This window comes from Flavobacterium calami (genome assembly GCF_038290035.1).
Classification (GTDB): domain Bacteria; phylum Bacteroidota; class Bacteroidia; order Flavobacteriales; family Flavobacteriaceae; genus Flavobacterium; species Flavobacterium calami.
Map to the genome: position 1 here is coordinate 54,305 of NZ_JBBYHS010000024.1, position 20,593 is coordinate 74,897.

The 20,593-nt window shown below is 36.7% G+C and carries 7 protein-coding genes; all 7 read left to right on the forward strand.

What is annotated here, in order from left to right; genetic code table 11:
- Positions 1 to 167 precede the first annotated feature (167 nt).
- The 7 genes from AAEO57_RS19000 (at position 168) to AAEO57_RS19030 (ending at position 20,579) form a co-directional block, all read left to right on the forward strand.
- Complete coding sequence (locus AAEO57_RS19000; protein ID WP_341694615.1) at positions 168 to 4,955, forward strand: hypothetical protein; 4,788 nt, start codon at positions 168 to 170, stop codon at positions 4,953 to 4,955.
- 2 nt (positions 4,956 to 4,957) lie between these two features.
- Entirely contained in the window at positions 4,958 to 7,036 is a 2,079-nt protein-coding gene (locus tag AAEO57_RS19005) for a fibronectin type III domain-containing protein (protein ID WP_341694616.1), read from the forward strand.
- Positions 7,037 to 7,057: 21 nt separating this feature from the next.
- Complete coding sequence (locus tag AAEO57_RS19010) at positions 7,058 to 8,782, forward strand: SprB repeat-containing protein (protein WP_341694617.1); 1,725 nt, start codon at positions 7,058 to 7,060, stop codon at positions 8,780 to 8,782.
- Positions 8,783 to 8,785: 3 nt separating this feature from the next.
- Positions 8,786 to 10,057 (forward strand): hypothetical protein, encoded by a 1,272-nt coding sequence (locus AAEO57_RS19015; RefSeq protein ID WP_341694618.1) that lies wholly within the window; start codon positions 8,786 to 8,788, stop codon positions 10,055 to 10,057.
- A 3-nt stretch (positions 10,058 to 10,060) separates the two neighbouring features.
- The gene (locus tag AAEO57_RS19020) at positions 10,061 to 11,443 is read left to right on the forward strand and encodes a hypothetical protein (protein WP_341694619.1); all 1,383 of its coding nucleotides are present in this window, start codon (positions 10,061 to 10,063) and stop codon (positions 11,441 to 11,443) included.
- Between the two features lie 16 nt (positions 11,444 to 11,459).
- Positions 11,460 to 18,023: a T9SS type A sorting domain-containing protein gene (locus tag AAEO57_RS19025; protein ID WP_341694620.1), complete on the forward strand. Its 6,564-nt coding sequence runs from the start codon at positions 11,460 to 11,462 to the stop codon at positions 18,021 to 18,023.
- A gap of 96 nt (positions 18,024 to 18,119) precedes the next feature.
- Positions 18,120 to 20,579 (forward strand): TonB-dependent receptor, encoded by a 2,460-nt coding sequence (locus AAEO57_RS19030; RefSeq protein ID WP_341694621.1) that lies wholly within the window; start codon positions 18,120 to 18,122, stop codon positions 20,577 to 20,579.
- Positions 20,580 to 20,593 lie beyond the last annotated feature (14 nt).

Sequence of the window (20,593 nt, forward strand, 5' to 3'; positions counted from 1 at the left end):
TATTGTTGTTTTTTTTCAAAAAAGTTTCAAAAAAAAGGTTACCTCCTTTTTTCCTGTTAATTTTATCTTATATTTGACCGCCCGTTAAATCAATTATTATTAAGTGATTATTTACACGTAAATCCAACTGTAAATAAAAACTTAATTTCAACTTAACCTGTGTCAAATTGAAAAAAATTACTTCGAAGTCTATTTATTGCGTATTTAGTTTTGTTTTATTTATAATCAGTACTACTTCTTTTTCGAATACTAACGATACAATTGCCGGTCAAAAAAGAGATAATGTAATTTTACATAAAGCTGCATCTAAACTTCATGTACTAACCAATTTTTCTGCACCTGCGACTTCCGAAAGCGAATTTACCAATGCCTTTCTCAAAAAGAATTTCCCTATTTCGGCACAGACCAATGATGATTTAAGCAAGGCGATGGCCACCTGCGAAGAAATCGACAAGAACATGAGCCTTCTTACTGATTTTTTAGAGCCAAAAAAACTTTCTACCCTGCCTTTAGGAATAAAGAAGACGATTGGCGGAATACAATACCTGCTAGGCATCAGTAATGCTAAATTTACTCCTGAATATACCGAATTAACGGCTTTTGTCAGAATTACTATCCCACAGGATGAAGATGGCAAACAAAAACAATTATTTTTCGGTGCTAATAATATCAAACTTTCCCACAAAGGAGGTTTAGTAGGTGACACTAATCTGGTTTTATTAGGTGATGTTCCGATTAAAATTAATGGCGAAAATTTATTGCTCGTACTTAAAGGCGGCATGGAAATGTCTACCGGTGAAGTTAAAAACAAAACCTATGTTACGATCGATTGTAATGGTTTTAAAGAGCTCGGTATAGATGCTGAAGTCATTTTTTCAAGAAATTTACTGGAACCTGTTGACGCAAGCTACAAACCACTTCCTGATACAGAAAGAGTTAAAGCATCTTTTAAAACGGTTATCACCAATTGGAACGATATTCTGGTAGAAGTATCCCTGCCAACATTTCAACTCACAAAATATAAAGGAACCTGCTTTGAACTCAACAAAGCTGTAGTTGATTTTAGTGATATCAGAAACTCCGGCAATATCGTCTGGCCGCCTGATTACCAAAAAGATTATTTAGTTCCAGGAAATGAAAACCTATGGAGGGGATTTTATGTAAACTCTTTGAAAGTTGTACTGCCTCCTGAATTCAAAGACAAAGAAACCAATAACAGGATTACCTTTAAGGCAACCAACCTGTTAATAGACAGAATGGGTGTTTCGGGTAATTTTTCAGGAGATAACGTTTTAGATTTAGGGAAAGGAAGTGCTTCAGGCTGGCAATTTTCTGTTGATCATATTGAAATGGAATTTAAGGCAAATGCCCTAATGTTAGCCAGGTTTAATGGTGCCATTGTATTGCCTTTATCGGATAAATCAAAGAAATGTGCTGCCAAAACCCGTGGCGAAATTGCGTATAACGCTCTCATAAACCCAATAGACAACGAATATCTTTTAAAAGCAGAAGTAAGTGAAAATGTATGTTTTCAGGCATTTAAAGCTACTGCCAAATTTGACAAAGGCTCTTACATTGAACTAAAAGTAAAAGAAGGCAAATTTCTACCTAAAGCTTTCCTGAATGGAAGCATAGCCATAAAAGGCAGCAACAAACCCAATCCTGACCAGGAACCGGAAACCAAAAGCCCTGAATTATCAGGCATGGGAATCCCTATGGCACAGGGAACACAAGTAAAAACCACCACCCCAGCCTCCACAACTCCTGCCCTTCCTGAGGAGGATGAAGATGAGAAAGGGGCTGTCGCCTTTAAAGGGATATTGTTTCAAAATTTAGAATTACAAACCGTAACCCCTATTTTTAAGGCCGATTATTTTGGTTATAAAAATGAAGCCGAAACCGACCCTAACTCTTCTAAAGTCGCTAATTTCCCGATAACGATTCATGAGATTGCGCTTACGGCAGATGATGTATCCGCCTCCCTGAAAATAGATTTATCCGTTAATTTAATGAAGGACCAGTTTAACGGAAGAACCAAATTTAATATTGTTGGAAAATTCGGGAAAGATGAAGGGATACAGAAATGGAAATTTTCTCATTTAAAATTTGAGCGGGTAGACATTGCAGCCGATTTAGGCGGAATGAAATTCAAGGGAAGTATTGAAATAATGGATGATCATCCTGTTTATGGCAAAGGTTTCAGGGGATCTCTTAAAGCCGATTTCTCAGGAGGAATTTCTGTTGAAGCTAATGCTATTTTTGGTTCTACCACTTTCAGGTACTGGTATGTGGATGCGATGGTAGATAACCTGAATATCCCTGCCGGAGCCATTACTTTTAAAGGTTTTGGCGGAGGAGCCTTTTACCGAATGAAAAAAGACGGGTTCAGCAACCGATTTGCAGCTTCCGGATCCAACTATGTACCGGATTCAGAATCAGGGCTTGGGGTTAAAGCCATGATAAAATTTGCCGGCACCGCAACTGCTGATGCTTTTTGGGGAGGTGCCGGATTTGAAATTGCATTTAATAGTCACGGAGGTATCAACAGGATAAGCCTTTACGGAGAAGGCCATGTCATGCAGCCATTTGAAATTCCGGGTGCTGAAGAATTAACCAAAGTATTAAAAACGGTTACCGAAAACGAATCATTAATGGGAAAGGTAGCTCTTGAAGCCTTAAAAACATCCAATTTATCAGAAGCGGCGGCTACTTTGTATCCAAATGATGTAAAAAGTTCCATGGGTATCAATGCCTTTGCAGCTATAGAATATGATTTCAAAGCGAAAACACTACATGGTTCCTTCGACTTATATATCGATACCCCTGGTGGTTTTATAAAAGGCCGTGCGTCAGGCAACAGAGCCGGATGGGCCGTTCTTCATTTCGGTCCGGACAAATGGTATATTCATATGGGGACACCTACAGACCGATTAGGTATTAAGTTAGCTGTAGGATCAATTGAAGTGGAAGCCGGAGGTTACTTTATGCTAGGTGATGACATTCCCGCAAGTCCGCCACCTCCCGCTATTGTTGCTCAGCTTTTAGGTGTGGATGCATCTAAGCTAGATTACATGCGTAATGAAAACATGTTAAAAGGAGGAAGAGGTTTTGCCTTTGGATCTGATTTCAGTTTAAAAACAGGCAACTTAAGCTTTTTAATGTTTTATGCTAATTTTCAGGCAGGGTTCGGGTTTGATATTATGGTAAAAAAATATGAGAATGCTGTCTGCAAAGGTTCCGGAGAGATTGGTTTAGACGGCTGGTATGCAAGCGGGCAATCCTATGCTTACATGCAGGGAGAATTGGGTATCAATATAAAAATATTCTTTGTCCGAAAAAAAATATCCATTATCAAAGGAGGCGGAGCGGTTTTATTACAAGCCAAATTGCCTAATCCGTTATGGATTCGCGGGTATATGGCCGGCAAGTTTAGTATACTTGGAGGTGCTGTCCGAGGCAGTTTCAGATTTAAATTACAGTTTGGAAAAGAGTGCGAATTTATAAATGCGGATCCACTCGCAGGGTTGAAATCTATTGCTGACATTACACCAACAGAAGGATCAAAAGAAGTAGATGTCTTTGCTATTCCACAGGTTGCTTTTAATATGCCTATCGATAAAAACTTTACACTTGAAGATGATGCAGGAACTAAAACATATCGACTCAAACTGGAAGAATACACTATAAAAAAAGATGGAGTTCCTATAAGTGGTACATTAAGTACAAACACTACCAAAGATTTACTAAGTTTTAATGCTACTGATGTATTGCCTCAAAACTCTAACCTGACATTAACTGTTAAAGTAAGTTTTCAGGAAAATGTAAACGGTACATGGAAAACTATTATGGACCAGGGCCAGGTTGCTATAGAACATGAAGTAAGAAATTTTACAACTGGTACAGCCCCTAACAATATTCCTGTAAGCAATATTGCGTATTGCTATCCTGTTTTTGACCAAAAATATGTCTATCAAAACGAAAGCAAAGAAGCTTATATCGTATTAAAACAAGGTCAGCCTTATTTATTTGACTTAAAGCCGGGACAATCCCAAAAAGCTTTTTATAAAACAGGGAATAAAATTGCCAATAGTGCTATCCGATATAATAACGATATAAGAAAAATAAGTATTGACATACCTGTGTTGGAAACAACAAAGCCTTATAGTTTATCATTGATGACACTTGAAAACCAAAGTGATGCCAATGGTAATCTGACTGAAAATTACCAGTCCCAAAATCTCGAAGATGACAATAATATAGATGTAAAAGATAATGAGCTTAAAGAAGTTGTTTCAGGGGCAGAATCTATTGAACTTGTACAGTACAATTTCAATACCAGCCAATACAATACGTTTCAGGAAAAGATGGCCGCCAAAAAGCCTAAACAGACATTAGTAGAAATTATTTATATGGATGTCCATGCTTTGCAGTCTTTAAATAGTTCTACAGAGCCTTTTGATGAAGCAGAACTTATTGGTAATGCCAAAACCTTGTTTCAGCCGTTGGTAAGTACAGAAGCTATTTTGGATAACAATTATTACAACAACGAAATTTATCCACTAATTTATAAGGGATATCCTTTAGAAGCTGATTTAAAACTGAATAAAAGCAGTAATTTGGCTTTAGGCATTCCTCCTGTAAAGGGTGTAGAAACCATGGCCTGGTATCAGGATTATATATTTAACAACCCAACCAGTTTTATGCTGAAAGAATATCTCCCTTATCGTTACAATTTGCCATTTCATTTTAAAAATGATTTTATTGATTTAAGGTATAAAATCGTAAACAAATATGTGACTACCAATAATCAGGCGATGATAACGAAATACGATTATATAATCAACGGGGAATTTCCATACCTAAAAAAAGGTACTTATAATATCAAACTAAATTATACCCTTCCGGGCGGTCAGGCAGGAACAAGTTCTATTTTTACTTTCAATAAATCAAATTAAGCATGAGATTCCAATTTTCAATCCTATTCCTTTTTATGATAGGTTTTACCAGTTTTTCCCAAAGTAAAAAAGATACTGTTGCACCTGAAAAGAAACCTGAAATACAAGTAATAGCCAGAGTACAAAAAGACAGAATCTTATTGAGATGGGCTGTAACCACGCCTATTGCCTGGAAAAAATTAAACACTTATGGCTATACTGTAGAAAGATATACCGTAACCCGCGATAATAAGACATTATCTCAGCCTGAAAAAGTTGTTTTAGCAAAGGCGCTTAAGCCGGAACCTGCCGAAACTTGGGAAAAACTTATTGAAAACAACGATAATGCCGCTATTATTGCCCAGGCCCTTTATGGTGAAAGCTTTGCGGTAGAAGGTGGCAGTAACAGTACTATTGAAAGCATTGTAAATCTTTCTGAAGAAAATGAGCAACGATTCACATTTGCCCTATTTAGTGCCGATAAGGATTTTGAAATTGCCAAAAAAGCCGGTCTTGGCCTTGAAGACAAAAATGTGAAACTAAATGAAAAATATGCCTACAGGATATTGTCAAATGTACCGGAAAACGAACTAAGCATTGATTATGGTGGAGTTTTCGTTAGCTTAAAAGAATATGAGCCATTACCGCAGCCTATGGACTTTACTGTTCATTTTACAGATCAAAGCAGTATGCTTAGCTGGAATTTCAAAACATTGTCACAGGTTTACGGAAGTTACTATATTGAACGTTCAACTGACAAAAAAACTTTTGAAAGAATTACAGATAAACCATATACTAGCCTGAATCAGGAAAACGCAAATAATAATCGTATTTTTTACGTTGATTCTATTGCGAACAACAAACCATACAGTTATCGAATTCAGGGAATTTCTCCGTTTGGGGAATTAGGACCTTATTCTCAAATTATTACCGGAAAAGGAACTTCTATTTTAAAATTTGTACCTCACCTGAGAGTTAAGGAATTTAAAGACGATACAACTGTTACCTTATCATGGGAATTCCCGGAAGAAGGCGACAGCGAAATCTCGGGATTTGAATTAAACCGTTCTGACAATGACGATAAAAATTATACTACCGTTGTAAAAAACATACCTCCCAAAAACCGCTCTGTTACGTATAATAAACTTTCTTCAACCAATTATTTTACTATTACCGCCATAGGAAAACAAGGGAGCAACAGGACTTCATTTCCTATGCTTGTTCAGCCGGTGGATTCTATACCTCCTGACAGACCTGTTGGATTAAAAGGCGTTATTGACAGTCTCGGAGTTGTAAAATTAACCTGGACTCCTAATAAAGAAAAGGATTTATTTGGCTATCGTATTTATAAAGGGAATACTGCTCAGGAAGAATTCAGCCAACTAACCGTTAGCCCGCATGAATCTAATTCTTATACAGATAAGGTTATCATTAAAAACTTAAACAGCAAAGTGTATTATAAAATCATTGCTGTTGACAACCGCTATAATATGTCGGCATTTTCAGAAGTACTGATTCTTAAGAAGCCAGATGTGATTCCGCCAACATCACCTGTTTTTACCCATTTTGCAATAAAAGAAGGATCCGTTTTCCTTGAATGGATCAATAGTCAGAGCGAGGACGTTGCCAGCCATCATCTTTACAGAAAAGAAAATGACCAAAAAGACTGGACATTAATTCTGGACACCAAAAACAAGGAAGAAAAGTATCAGGACAAAACCGTTGTGGAAGGCAATACCTACCGTTATGCGATTTTTGCCAAAGATGAGAGCAACCTGATTTCGAAACCATCGCCAGAGATAGCTATGTTTGTTCCTAAATACTCAGTTATACCTTCTGTAAAAGGCTTTTTTGCACAGGCGAACAAAACCACCAATACCATCGACTTATCATGGGAATATCCTAATACTGAAGTGGGCAGTTTTGAAATTTACAAAGCTTCTGATACAGAACCTCTTCAGCTTATTCAGGTGCTTGCCGGAAAAATAAAACGTTTATCCGATCCAACTATAACCATTAATACCACTTACAAATATGGTATCAGAGCCGTGTATAAAGATGGAAGGACCTCTAAAATGGATTTTTTTAGCTTAAAATTTTAGATTGCCATAATAAATTTGAATATGAAAAAACTTCTACTCTTTTTTGTTTTTATAAATTCTTACTGGACATTTGGACAGCTTACTTATACTTTTGATGTGGAGTATTATTCGTGCGGAAACTATTATTCACAATATTGCCAGCCTAATACCACTATTACATCAACTGGATTTTCGGAACCTTTTAATGTTTTTTCCTGGAATTTTGGAAATGCCGGCGATGATTACCACAGAGGCACCAGATCATCCCCTAAAAAAATTACTTCAACAATAGCAATTGATTATGAATTTATTCTTACTACGAATTATGATTATGATAACTCATTTTATACTTTAGATGCTAAACCGCCAGGAAGAGCTGTTTATGAGCCCAGCTGCGGTTATTGCGATTACAAAAAAGACTACGCTAATGAACCCTGGAATAATCCGGGTGGCGACAGATATTATAGTGAATCCAGAGGGCGTATTTTTTTTCAGGGAAGATATATTAACTGGAATTATGAAGCTTACAGGGAACCACAAAATACATCAGGAACGGCAGATACACAGGACTTTTTATCTGTAAAAATACCGATGACCAGAATGGCCGGATCCAACTGCTATGACCGCCAGTCAAATTCAACCACTTATATCGCAAGCGATCCAAACGACCGTGATTATTGTGTAGAATGTTCAGTTGTAACAGGGGGTATTGCCTATGATAGTGCTGATGACGTTCCAGATGGCCAAATTATACTAAGTAACTTCCGCCCAAACGACTTAGTTATTTCCAAACCCGGATATAATCCTTATGCTACAGGAGTTTACACACCGCCGGAAATTTTAGCAGGTGAAACTTTTGATTTAATAGCATCAACTCCCAGCGTAAATACTACCATGTCGTTCCCCGATTTTGTATACCACTGGCAATATCGTCCAGAAGGAAGCCAGTCTTGGGAAGATGTTCCTAATACTGTTATAAACACATTAAAAACCAACAACACTCCAAGGCCAATTTTCACTATGCGTGACTTACCTTGGGCTCCATTTGGAGCAATTGATTTCAGACTCGGTTATGGTCCTGATGACAGAGCTTTTACTACTGCCTATCGTATTATTTATAAACCCGGTGCACCGGTAATAACTAATATAGAATATGTTCCACCAAAATGTAATGGAAATGCAGTAACAAGCATTGACGTATATTTTAACCGGGATTTAGTTTCGGGAGAATCTTTTTCGCTTTTTAGAATTGTCCCTTTTCCTAAAGTAAGCGGTGATGCCGTTAGATTTTCTCAGCCTGAAATAAAAAATCTTATTTATGATCCCATAAAAGATCAATACAAATATTCTTTCATAATACCAACGTCAAACAACACCTTAGAAAATAACAAAAAGTATGTTGTCGAATATCAAGCAGCATTAAACGGAGTTCCGAAAGGAACGATGGCTGAGGCACAACCTTTCCTATACCAAGACCCAGAAGAACTTTCCTTTTCTATAACCCCTACAGACCCATTATGCCATAATGGTGAAGGCGGTATTACCTTAAGCGTTAAAGGAGGTTCCGGAGTATATAATTATTCACTTGACGATGGTACTCCAATCCCGTTTACTGTTACGACAGTTGAAACATCAACTACTACAAACAATATTACTACTGTAAGCAGAAGTGCAAGCCAACCTGTAACCTTGCCCATAACTGATGCCAAAAAAAGTTATAAAATAAAAGTAACAGATGAACACGGGTGTATTGAAAAAACGCTTTAGTCTATGAAAAAAATATATTTATTATTATTTTTCTGCGTGGGATTAATTGGTTTTGGACAAACTTATACAATGGATGTTACTTTCAAGAAACCAACTATTGCATGTAACGAAGTATGGTGGTATTTAAATGAGCACATTTTTGAAGATTACATTATTTTGGGAAGTAAAACATACAATGATATACCCAATCTTACAACATTTAAGTTGTCATCAACATTTTTTTGCGAAGGTTATCAAATACCGCCTAAATGTGAAAGTGTCAGCATATATAAAGATGAGAGAACCGCTATTGAATTAATAAAGGGTTCAGTTTTAAGTATAATTGGATGTTATGTAAATATACAAACGTCAAATTTTAGACCAAATGTTACAATAGAAAATTCAAAAGCAACTTCTGAAATTTGTGGTGGCGAAGAAATTATTCTTCAGGCTTCACCTGGTATCGCTCCCCATAAATTTCCAGATGAAGCTTATCACTGGCAATATTCTTTAGATGGAATTTCCAATTGGATAGATTTACCTGAAAGTAAAAACAATACGCCTAGGACGGGTTTTAAAATTGAGGATCTTAATAATAATGAAATCAAGTATTTTAGTACTATTTATTTTAGACTTGGATACAATCAGCATAGACCTTTTACATCTCCAATAGCTATCCAATATTATGCTTGTGGCCCTACCGTTTCAGATATATCCTTTAAAGGTCCTGATTGCAATGGTGATATTGTAAAATCATTATCATTCACCTTTAAAGAAGAATTAAATTCTGAAATAGGCGAACAATTGGCCTCACTTTCTGTTGTAGACATCGAAGACGATTCTAAAATATTTATGCAGATTCCAGGACCGATATCATATGCAAACGATACAAAAAAATATACGTATACAAGTTTTCAACAACTAGAAAACGGCCATACCTACAGGATTAAATATCAGGCACAAATACCAAATCCTAATGATGCTTCAAACCCTATTATGAGAGGTGTTTTATATTCTCCGAAAGAATTCAATTTCAAGTATACTGAACCCGCCCCTTTAAAATTTGAAATAAAAAAAGCAGATAACCCTATATGTACTAATGATCCTGTGGAAGTGTCTATAGATGTTAGAGGTGGAACAGGTGACTATAAATTTTATGTAGATGGTGTAGAAAAAACAAGCCCAAAACCTGTAAAGGAAGCTGATGGTTATTATCATATCAAAGGATTAGTCCCAACAGCGGTAAATAGTATTAAAGTAATGGATGAGAATAACTGCATAGAAAAGACACTTTAGTTTATGAGGAAAATATACTTTATAATTTTATTAATTTGTTCAATAAATGGATTTGGACAAAAATATAAATTTACATTTGCTTGGCATCCCGTACTACAGGCTGGAGAATCTTACACGCTAAAAGTTGGAAATTCCCAAATTGATAAATACTATCAAAAAAACAATGGCCTGTTCGAATACAAAGACTATGAATTACAGCTCAGTCCTACAGACAATTTACTCTTTGAATTAGATGACATCATGATTAGTGCTTGTGGTTGGAATCCAGGCCAATTTATGAAGTTCTCTGTACAAAATATACTATCTGGGGATGTTGTTAGTGATGGATGTTGGGGCACTGGTGAAATTCTCTATTTTAAACCTACTGAAATAGTTTTGAATTCAGCGATGCTACCTGAATCTACTTCAGGAAATCCTCCACACTATACAATATGTTCTGGTGCTCAATTAGAGGTATTTGCAACCATTGCAAACAAAGACCCAATTGTAGAAGCTGAAAATTATTACCCTCCTTCGGCATTTCATTGGCAATATTCTATTGATAACAAAGAAACCTGGATAAATGTTCCCGAATATATAGTAAAAAATGGAGTCTCAACAAAGAACACCAGCTATAATACACCAAAGTTAACCGCTAGTATTGATGAAATCATTGGCTTAAATCACAAAGATTTTTACAATAAAATTATTTATTTCCAATTAGGATTAGACCTGAATGCGCATCTTGATCCACATGGTATGCCTTATCGAAATATCACTTACGCAAGCCTTGACTACGGTGTTTTATATTTAAAATGTGCCCCTGTTGTTGATGGAGATATTATCGTAAAAGCTCCAGATTGCAGTTATCAAAACATCACTGAAATAAAAATACCGTTTGATAGGGATTTGGAGGAAGGTGAAGAATTAAGAGACATGTCTTTGTATAATGATATTACACCAGGGACACCTGTAAAAACAATCAATACTTCTGTTACTTATACAAACAAAACCTTTTATTTCCCTGTTGACGATGTGACATTAATATCGAAGGCGAATTATCAAATAAAGTATGTAGCCTATAAAAATGATAAACCAAGAGCTTTAGAAATTAGTAACTTTTTTACATATAGCGCCCCCCCAGCCCTCACTTTTAAAATCAATGCAGAAAATCCAGTATGCAATAACGATAAAGTTGATATAACCATTGAAGCAAGTGGCGGTACCCCACCCTATTATTATGATCATCTAAACGGAGAAACTGAAATTATCGATGGGGTGTCACAGGTTAAAAGAATCCGGTTTGATTCTTCTGACATAACTAGAACCACAGTTGAATTAAAAGATTTGGAATTAAAAAAATACAACATCAAAGTAACTGATACCAATAAATGCATCGAGCAATAATCCTAAAATAAAAACTATGAAAAAATATTTACTCTTACTATTGGTTTTCACAAGATTTTTGGGTTACTCTCAAACAACTCAGGCTACTGTCTCTGGCTTATCAGAAGGATCAAGAACGGTAACTTTTGTTAATCCTGCCCCTATTGTGGTTAATGGCACACCGACCATTAAACATGCAACAAAATTTGGTTCAGCAAATGGCTCTATTGACATCGTATTTAAAGGAGGAACCGAGTCCTATACTTATAGCTGGACTAAAGATAATCAGCCTTTCAACCCCGGATCCTGGCCCTGGAATGCTCTCGGAGCCGGAATTTATACGATAACTGCAATTGATGGAAATTTATGCGAAAGTAAAGAAGCTTTTTCATTCGAAATATTCCAACCCGCAAAACTTGAAGTGATAATAAAAGAGCCTTCGATAATAGACTGTCCAGGCGGTAAAGGAACTTTAAACGCTGAGGCGGCTGGCGGATACCCTTATGAAACAAATCAGGCAAGAAATTATACTTATACATGGTATAAATGTGATGAATCAGGTGCAAATAAAAGTGAGATATTTGGCGAAACTGATTCAGAACTTAGCGACAAAGCAGCTGGTTTTTACATGGTTATTGTATCTGATTCTAAAAATCTATCCGATCCTTATATAAAAGAATTAAAACAAAATTCTCAAATTCTAGCTACTGAAACAGTTTCTCCAATTTTATGCAAAGGTGGTACCGGGACTATTTCATTGACCGTTTCAGAAGGAACAGCTCCTTATACTGTAGCCTGGACAGGAGACAATATCGCTACAGCAACAATAACCAATAATGGTACCATATTAACTGCCAAAACAGGAACTTATTATTACACTATTACCGATGCCAAAGGATGCTCATTTTCAAAGAATCCGATAGAAATAGGATTTTCTGAACCTGAAATTATAAAAATCGATATAATATCCCAAACCACCCCAACATCAGTCAATGCTTTAGACGGAACCTTAAACCTTTCAGTTACAGGTGGTACAGGCAGTTACAGCTATTTTCTAAAAAAGGAAAATGAAACGGAAGTCAAATATATTTCAAGCTCAATTACTAATCTTAATGGCATATATACATTAAGAGTATCTGATGCAAACGGCTGCTCCGTAGATTATCCAACCCCTATAGCCATAAAACCATTGATTGTTACTGAAACTTTACATGTAAATATATTATGTAAGGGCGATCCAGCAAGTATGGGGAGTATAACAGTGACGGCTAATGGTGGCACATTGTACACTAACGAAAATTATACTTATCAATGGTATGAGAGCAGTACTGCAAATGGAACCTATAATAAAATTAGTGGGAAAACTAATCCTGCAATTACAGATTTATCTAAAGGATTTTATAAAGTAAGAATTGGTGATAGTGTGACCCTGCTTTCAGATACTTCCGGCATTTGGTCTGAATCATTTGAAATTACTGAACCACTAAACCAGCTATCCATAACAAGCAGCCCGGGACAACAACAAAATGTATCCTGCCACGGAGGCAATAGTGGGACGATTGCAATTAATGTTTCCGGAGGAACTCCGGGGTACAGTTACAAATGGAATGATGGCTCAACAAGTAAAGACCGTTCAGGCTTAACAGAAGGAACCTACTATGTTGCTGTTACAGATGCAAATGGATGCGAAAAAACACTAAGCGGTATTGTAATTTCTGAGCCCGAAAAAATAACCATACCTACACCAGTAATAAAAGATGTTGCTATCAACGGTCAAAGTACGGGATCTATTCTGTTTCCTTCTGACCCATCGGGCGGAAATGGAAATTATAGCTACCAATGGACATCCAATAATGGTTATTCGGCAAGTACAAGAGATTTAAGTGGTATAAAAGCGGGTACATATTACTTAACTGTATCTGATAAAGAATTATGTTTGTCAACTCCATACACTTTCACTGTTAATGAGCAACCTAAACTGGAAGTTACTATAAAAGAATCTGCATTTATTAAGTGTAATGGAGATTCTAATGGCAGGCTGGTCGCAGAAGTTACAGGGGGAGTTGCTCCTTATAAGTATAGATGGGAAAAGAATGGGGTCACACTATCCGGGGAAAATTCATCGAGCCTCCCAGCTATAGGATTTGGCGACTACAGCGTTTATGTAACAGATAGTGCAAACCCTGAGCCGGGACCATTTGCTACTGCACAACAACTCAATTTTAAATTAACACAGCCTGACGTATTAAAAGTATCACTTGCCAAACAAACCAATGTTTTATGCCATGGTGCCGCAACCGGAGCTATCGAAATTGCTATTGAGGGAGGAACTGCTCCTTACACACAGCAATGGACTAAAGATGGTGTGATCTATACAGGTAATTTAAATCAGCTTGAAAAAGGCGAATACAATGTTATTGTTACCGATGCCGTTGGGCACGGATGTACTGCTACTCTAAACCAGCCTGCTACAATCACACAACCTGCTGCCCCACTACAAGTTTCAAGCCCTGGACCTGTTCATCTGAAGGGTTTTGAAACCGCTGACGGAAGTATATCTGTTACCGTTTCCGGCGGAACCCCAAATTATACTTATCAATGGCGTAAAGATGCATCGGCAACGATAATTGGTACCGGATCTTCAATTACCGGTTTAGCTGCAGGTGTGTATCATTTACTTGTAAAAGATGCCAATAACTGTACACTTCCGGAAATTGACTATACTGTTAACCAGCCTGACAAATTAGAAGTGGTTAGTTTAACCCAGACTCCTTTTACAGACATAGCCTGCAGGGGAAATCTTTCCGGAGAATATACCATTATAGTAAAAGGTGGTGTTAAAGAATACAGTTTTGAGTGGCGTAACATAACAACGGGAACAAAATATACTTCAACTGAGACAATTTTAGCAGAGTCAACGACTTCAAAAGCATCTAATTTAGGTGCAGGTAATTATGTTGTTACCGTTAAGGATGCCAATAGCAATACCCTTTTTGGTACCAATACCTTTACTATCACTGAACCGGACCAATTAGCTTTTACTTATACTACACAAAATGTATCCTGTTTTGAAGGTAATAATGGTATTATAAGGCTGAACATTTCAGGAGGAATCAAACCATACACAATCATTAGTAATGGAGGAACAGCCGACAGCCAAAATGCAATTGTGACAGGATTAGCCGAAGGGTTATATACAATAAAAGTAAGGGATACCAATGGTTGTCAGACTGAGCAAACTATTACAATTACCGAACCTTCAGCATCCGTATACATTGCAAACAGTACTGTAACCCCTGCTACAGGTTTTGGCCTGACCACCGGAAAAATAGCAATAACGGCTTCAGGAGGTACTATCGGATATAATTACCAATGGAAAAACAACTCAGATGCTGTAGTGGGAACCAATAGCCCAAATTTAATAAATGCAGCTGCGGGAACTTATAGCGTTTTGGTAACCGATGCGAGCGGTTGTACAGCTTCGGGTGTTTACACAATTGACCAGCCTGCAAAACCTGTTCTTACCGAAACACATCAGAATTCAAAATGCAACGGTTTATTCGGTTCATTAGAAGCCACAGCAACGGGAGGAGCGACTTACAATCAGAATCAGGCGGACAGAGTTTATACTTATAAATTGAAGAATAAAACTAGCGGAGCTGTTAACTCGATTAGCGGAAATATTGCTAGTTTTACCAATATTGCTGATGGTGAGTACACCCTTACTGCTACTGACATAAGCGGAGTTGATTCAAATACTGTTGATGTACTTTTTACTCAGCCTACACCAATTGTAGTTTCTTTAGTTTCGAAAACCAACGTTAACTGTTTTGGAGATAAGGATGGTTCAATAACTATTTCCGTATCAGGCGGAACTCCGCTTACGACTGCCCCTGAATATACCTACCAATGGAAGAAAAAAAATACAGTAACCAATATCTACGAAAACTTTACTCCTACCGCATTAAACCAACTGTATGCAGGCATTTATGCTGTTGAGGTCCGTGATGCAAATTATAATGCCAGCGATGCTGTTCATTGTATTGGTATTCTCGAAGATATTGCAATCACACAACCTGATGATTTTAAATTTGATATCGATAAAATAACTTACACAAATCCTACTGCACTAAATGGTAATGATGGTACACTACATTTTGAAGTTACGGGAGGAAAACCAAATTATGAATATAAGTTTTATACAAAAAATACTTCAGGAACTGAAATAATACTAAAAACGATTTCTGATAGTTCTTTAAAAACTGCAGATTTCACAGGGCTGGTTAAAGATCATTATTATATCTCCGCTAAAGATGACACAGGTTGTACAAAATATACAGACTTTGATTTCAGGGATAATCCATTAACCATTAGTGTAAACCAAACTCAAAATATAAGTTGTTATGATGCCAATAATGCTATTATAAAAATAAATGCAGATGGCGGATATGGGCAGAAAAAATATTCATGGTACAGAAATAATGCTTTATTAGTCAACGAGGACAATGATATTCTTTTGAATGTAAAACCGGGCAATTATTATGCTGTAGTAAAAGATTCCAAAAAGGTGGAAGTGACAAGTAACACAATTATTGTCACTCAGCCGGATCCGTTAGCATTCACTACAACGCAAGAACCTGTAAAATGCTTAGGAGACAGTAACGGAAAAATTACACTGACAGCTTCAGGAGGAAATGGAAATTTCAGTTATCGTTATTTTAATAAAGGAATATTAGTTAAAGACTGGCAAAGTTTCACTAATGTAGCAAATACTACTATTTCAGATTTAGCCGAAGGAGACTATACCATTTATGTAAAAGATTCACAGGGGTGTGAAAGTCTAAACGCTATTATCAAAATTACTGCTCCAACAGCATTAAGCATTACTGCCAGTACAACTCCTGCTACCGGAAAAGGTCTCAGCAACGGATCTGCTACTATTACTGCTCAGGGTGGCAATGGCAGCTATACTTATAAATGGTTTAAAAGTGATAATACTAATATCAGCCAAAATACAAATACAGCGACAAACTTAGCTGCAGGCAAATATTACGTCGTCGTTTCAGATTTAAAAGGCTGTGAACTGACTTCTCCATTATTAGAAGTAACAGAACCTCTATTGCTGGAAACCGTTATTGCGGTTCAAAATGTTATTTTGTGTAATGGAGATAAAAACGGAAGTTTAAAACCAACTACCACAGGCGGATTCTTAAAAGCCGGCGATTCTTATACCTATCAGTGGTTTGAAAACGGAAATCCAACAGCACTGGCATCAACTGCTATTTTAAATGGTATTGGCAGAGGTTCTTATTTTGTAATTGCTACCGATTCTAACGGCAATAAAGCTACAAGTCAGATTTTAGCGGTTACCGAACCTGCTGTTTTAGCCAATTCATTAACCTCAGACTACGTGCTTTGCGGAGATTTTAATGACTGGACTATTAATGCTACCCCTACCGGAGGAACCCAACCTTATAATTATGCCTGGAATACCGGAGCTAAAACAGCCAGCATCCAAAACGTCCCTCCGGGTAATTATTCTGTTGTTGTAAGTGATAGTCATGGCTGTACCATTACCAAAACCATTACACTGACAGCGCCTGCACATCTGGATGCTTCAGCAAACATAAAAATACCAACCTGCTATGGCGGTTCTGATGCAACAATTACAGTAACTCCTACTGCCGGAATTGCGCCGTATACTTATTTATGGAATACGGGTGAAAAAACAAATACTTTGAGTAACGCCCAGGCAGGAGACTACTCAGTAACTATTACAGATTCTAAAGGCTGTGTTATTTCAAGAAATTATACAATTGTAGATCCTCCAAAAGACATTATAAACCTTGGCGATGATGTAACCCTTTGCTGGGAACAGACCCTGACTATAAACGCAACTATAAACGATGACCAGGCAACCTACAAGTGGAAATCAGACAAAGGTTTCTCAAGCAACAAAGCAATGATTACGGTTTCTGAACCTGCCAATTATACAGTAATCGTTACCAATAAATTAGGTTGTGAGGCAACAGATACGATTCAGATATTGAGTCAAAACACAGCTATCAGTGCTGAATTTGCTGTATCGAGTCAGGTATTCAAAAATGAAAAAATTGTAATTGTAGATATCAGTAATCCTGCTGCTGATGAAATCGAATGGGTTTTACCTGCCAAAGCAAACGTTGTTACGAGGAATAAGGATTATGCTGAAATCAGTTTTAGCGAGGCTGGAACGTATGATGTTACCTTAAATACAAAGAAAGGAAACTGTACCGCTTTTCAGACCAAACAAATTCTGGTTACAGAAGGAGAATATGAAGAAGATCCGGATGATACTATTATTGATAAAAAATTTGACCTGAAAATTTATCCGAACCCGTCACAGGGAATTTTTACCGTAGATGTAACTCTGGATAAAGCCATGCCAGCCCGTGTAAAAGTTTACAATTTGAACAACAATCTGCTTATCGATTCTAAAACAGGTGAAGGCCAAGATAATTATATGTTCAATTTTAACTTGGGCGGTCTTGCCCCGGGACTATACTTTGTACTATTTGAGTCCCAGCAAGGCAGTAAACTGAGAAAAATTATCATTCAGTAATTTAATATCAAATACAAAACATCAATTTCAAATAATAATTAAGAATTCAAAAAGCGAAATAACTTTCGGGTATTTGATGCTCATAGCAGATAAAGAATGATTTTAAAGAAACTATTATTTAATACAACATTGCTTCTTATAAGTGCATTTGGTTTTTCACAGAACTTCAATGTACAGGAATTAGGCAAAGCCAAATTAGTTAATGTAAGCGGGGGGGCATCTGCCAGTTCCGTTTTCTATTCAGGAAATGCTGCCAGGGATCCTTTCAGTTTTTTCCTAAACGGAAACATTAATTTAAATATAGCAGGTTTATACAATTTGCCTTTTTCATTTTCATACACCAATCAAAAATTTGGATATGGCAAACCGGTATTGATGAACAGGTTAAGTATACATCCGTCATATAAATGGATTACTGGTCATATTGGTGATGTAAGCATGACTTTTTCTCCTTATACATTAAGTGGGCATCAATTTTCAGGAGTTGGGGTCGATCTTACGCCACAGGGTAATTTTAAAGTCAGTGCGATGTACGGACGATTATTAAAAAGCAGCGAATATAATATTGCTTATCCAGATATTGTACCAACTTACAAAAGATTAGGATACGGTTTTAAAACCTCATACGCTTTTGAAAAAATAAATTTGGGATTGACCTTTTTTAGAGCAAAAGATGAAGCCAGTTCATTATCAAACCCGATTCCTTTTGGATTAGGTGTAGCCCCAAAGGAAAATGCTGCCATCAGTATTGAATCTTCTTTTAAACTTTTAAAAAAATTACAGGTTTTTGCGGAATATGCCAACAGCAGTATTACCGAAGATACTCGCGCTGAAGGAAACGGAAAAGGAAGTAGTCTTTCTTCTTTATTTTTAAACAAAAACAGTACGACAAGCAGCCATGATGCTTTTAAAGGTCAATTGACTTATCCTGCCGGAAAAGGAACCCTTGGATTGGGTTACGAAAGAATCGATCCTAATTACAGAACTTTAGGAGGTTATTATTTCAATAACGATTTAGAAAATATTACCGTAAATGCAACTCAAAACATCTTGAAAGACAAAGTTTCATTAGCCTTAAATCTGGGACTTCAAAAAGACAACCTTGACAAGCAAAAACAAAGTCAGATGAAACGTCTGGTCTCCTCCATTAATGCGGATTACAGACCTAATGAAAAATTAAACCTCAGTGTAAACTATTCAAATTTTCAATCCTATACCAACAGCAGAAACCAGTTTGACTACATCAACCAGACTTCTGATTATGAATATCTGGATACTTTAAATTTCAGACAGGTAAACCAGAATGCTTCTTTGAACATCAATTATTTATTAAAAAATGACAAACATTTAAAAAGAGCTTTAAGTGCTAATTTTTCTATGCAGGACGCCATAAACCAACAGGAAGGCAGAACAATAGAGGGAGGTGCTTCTACCTATTACAATTCGGGGGTGTCATATATGATTGGCTATCCCGAAAAGGACATGAACTTTACCGGATCCATAAACAACACTTACGGAAACACCGGTTCAGGGAACAGCTTTATTATCGGACCAACCATCGGGGCTTCAAAACTGTTTTTTGATAAAAAACTGACTGCCAATGCCTCAACAAGCTACAATACCAGTTACGCCAACGGTGATAAACAAAACGATATTTTAAACTTCAGGCTTAACGGATCTTACATCTATCTTCAAAATCATAATTTTAATATGGGTGTAATTTCTTTATTTAGTAATTCGGCTTCTCAAAAAAATAATGATTTAACCGCTACCCTTTCTTATACTTATTCGTTTGATAAAATAAAATTGCGTCCGAAAAGGGTGCCTGAAACCGAAGCGGCAACAGAGAAAAAAACTGCTGATCCTGTTTTAAAAATCAATTTCAAAGATCAGCTGTTCGAAGGAACAAGAGATCAGATTATTGCACAACTGAAAGAGAAACAATCTGTTCTTCATCCTTTGCCAACAGAATCGACAGCCAGTTTAGAACATTTAATCACACTTGCCAGCCTTACTCCAGATGACAAGGATTTAAAAGAAAAAGTTCTGGATTATCTGGACGCCTACTCAACAGAAAAAGAGACTTTAGAAAAATACAATAACTATTTTGTTGAGGCTTTCCAAAAACTGGAAACTGACATGAAACAAAGGGACGAAAGTCTTGAAAATGTTTATGTAGCAACCCTCGGGAGGGTAAACGGTCATCCGATGCACGGGGTAAATGAAGCTGATGCTGCCAACAAAAACAGTTACAATTCGTATCTGAAACTGGTAGAAAGGAGCGACAACAGCCGCAACCAGCTAAAAAACCACCGATGGATGCTTAATGAAATGGCATTAGCCGCAAAAACACCTGCAAAAGAAATACAGCAAAACGAAAATGCAGCAGCGTTTAGCGAGCAAACAATTGACGGGATTTTTAAATTAATAAAAGAAAAGAAAAATGCAGCAGAAATAGTCAATGCCATCGAAATAAAAATAATTCCGTTTTATCATGATCTTGCGATTAAAAACACTTCAAATGATGAAATCGATTTAAAATACATTCAAAAATAAAAGCAGTCCGCACG